This window comes from Planomonospora algeriensis (assembly GCF_977012225.1).
In genome coordinates, this window is the sequence record NZ_CDRNDK010000861.1 from 1 (window position 1) to 1329 (window position 1329).

The window sequence follows — 1329 nt, forward strand, 5'->3', positions numbered from 1 at the left end:
CGCGGCGCTGTGGGCGGCCTTCCTGCTGGCGGTCCTCCAGGTGGCCGCCGTCGGTCTGCTGGGATCGGCCGCCCGGCGGCTGGTCCGGCAGTTGCGCACCGGGACGCTGAGCCGGGCCGCCGACCGCTCCGGCGGCCTCTGGCCGCCCCGGCAGGGGGAGGTCTGGTACGCGAACGTGCCCTTCCGGGAGGACGGGAATGAGTCGAAGGACCGGCCCGTCCTGGTGCTGCGGGCCTCCGCCGGGCACGCCGACGTCCTGAAGATCACCAGCCAGGACAAGACCGGGATGCCGAGCCACCTCCACCTTCCTCTGGCCAAGTGGCACCGGGTGCTGAACAAGGAGAGCTGGCTGGAGCTGAGGGTGACCCCGCTGGCGTACGCGAACTTCCACGACGTGCAGGGGCTGTGCACGCCCGACGTCTGGCGGGAGCTCGGGAGGCGGGGCCTGCGGTCCGGCGGCCGGGCGGACGCCCGGACCGTGCCGCCGGGATCGAGGAGGAGGACTCGTCCAGGCCGTAGGCGATGAACTCCCTGTCGGGGTAGAGGTCCAGGGCGGAGAGCATTTGGGCGAATACCGCTCTGTCGAATCCCAGATCACGAGAGGCGGCGAGATCGAGGAGCTCCTCCTGAGAGAAACGACCGGTGGACAGCAGGGCGTTCACGTCGATGAAATCGCGGACCTCGGCCCGGGAGAACAGGGCTTCCACCTTGCCTCCGGCGACGTCATCGAGATGTACGACAGGTCCGATCTCCATGGCGACCGGAGGATGCGAACGGAGATCGGCGGCGAGTTCCACCTTGGTGGTCCGTCCTGATCCCGGATCCGAGACGCTGAGCCGTACGAACTGCGGGCTGTCCGTGTCGACGTGAACGATGAAGCCGTGTCCGGTGTAGGCATGGCATATCTTCGAGACTCCCACGACGAAGTCGTCCCGAACGCTGGACGTGAACAGGTCGACATCCTCGCTGGGGCGCTGAAGCACCCCCGTGCGCCTGCACGGCGTAACCTCCGGCCAGGGCGAACCCGTGGTCGGCCGCCGCGGTCAGAGCGATGCGCGCGAGAAGGCGGTGATGGTCGTCCATCAGGCGGCTTGACGCTGAAGTTCGGGGAAACGCTCGATCCACAGCGCGCGGACGCGCGGCGGCAGCACCAATTCGGGCCAGAGCCTGCGCAGCGTTCCCGCGTTGAGGAACTGCCGCAGGTCGGCCGGGGTGGCGCTCTCCCTGATCACCCGCATGTACAGCAGTCGTACGTCGGTGATCTCATCCAGGCGTTGACCTGCTCCCCGCCCTGAAAGGGGCGGGGATTCCCGTGCCGCTCACGCGGCA

At 68.8% G+C, this 1329-nt stretch carries 2 protein-coding genes and 1 pseudogene; 1 reads left to right on the top strand and 2 read right to left on the bottom strand.

Annotated elements, in window-relative coordinates; genetic code table 11:
* Nucleotides 1–526: type II toxin-antitoxin system PemK/MazF family toxin (locus ACWJ6R_RS36430; RefSeq protein WP_449066564.1), on the top strand; the 526-nt coding region annotated here is incomplete at its 5' end.
* Nucleotides 527–662: 136 nt separating this feature from the next.
* On the opposite strand, the pseudogene ACWJ6R_RS36435 reads toward ACWJ6R_RS36430, so the two are convergent.
* Nucleotides 663–983: pseudogene (locus ACWJ6R_RS36435) on the bottom strand (nucleotidyl transferase AbiEii/AbiGii toxin family protein); the annotation flags it as partial.
* Nucleotides 984–1082: 99 nt separating this feature from the next.
* Nucleotides 1083–1238 (bottom strand): hypothetical protein, encoded by a 156-nt coding sequence (locus ACWJ6R_RS36440; RefSeq protein ID WP_449066565.1) that lies wholly within the window; start codon nt 1236–1238, stop codon nt 1083–1085.
* Nucleotides 1239–1329: the final 91 nt, after the last annotated feature.

What these genes read in the sequence shown, in the direction of transcription:
- ACWJ6R_RS36440 (WP_449066565.1), bottom strand. Translation starts at nt 1,238, where the DNA reads ATGCGGGTGATCAGGGAGAGCGCCACCCCGGCCGACCTGCGGCAGTTC.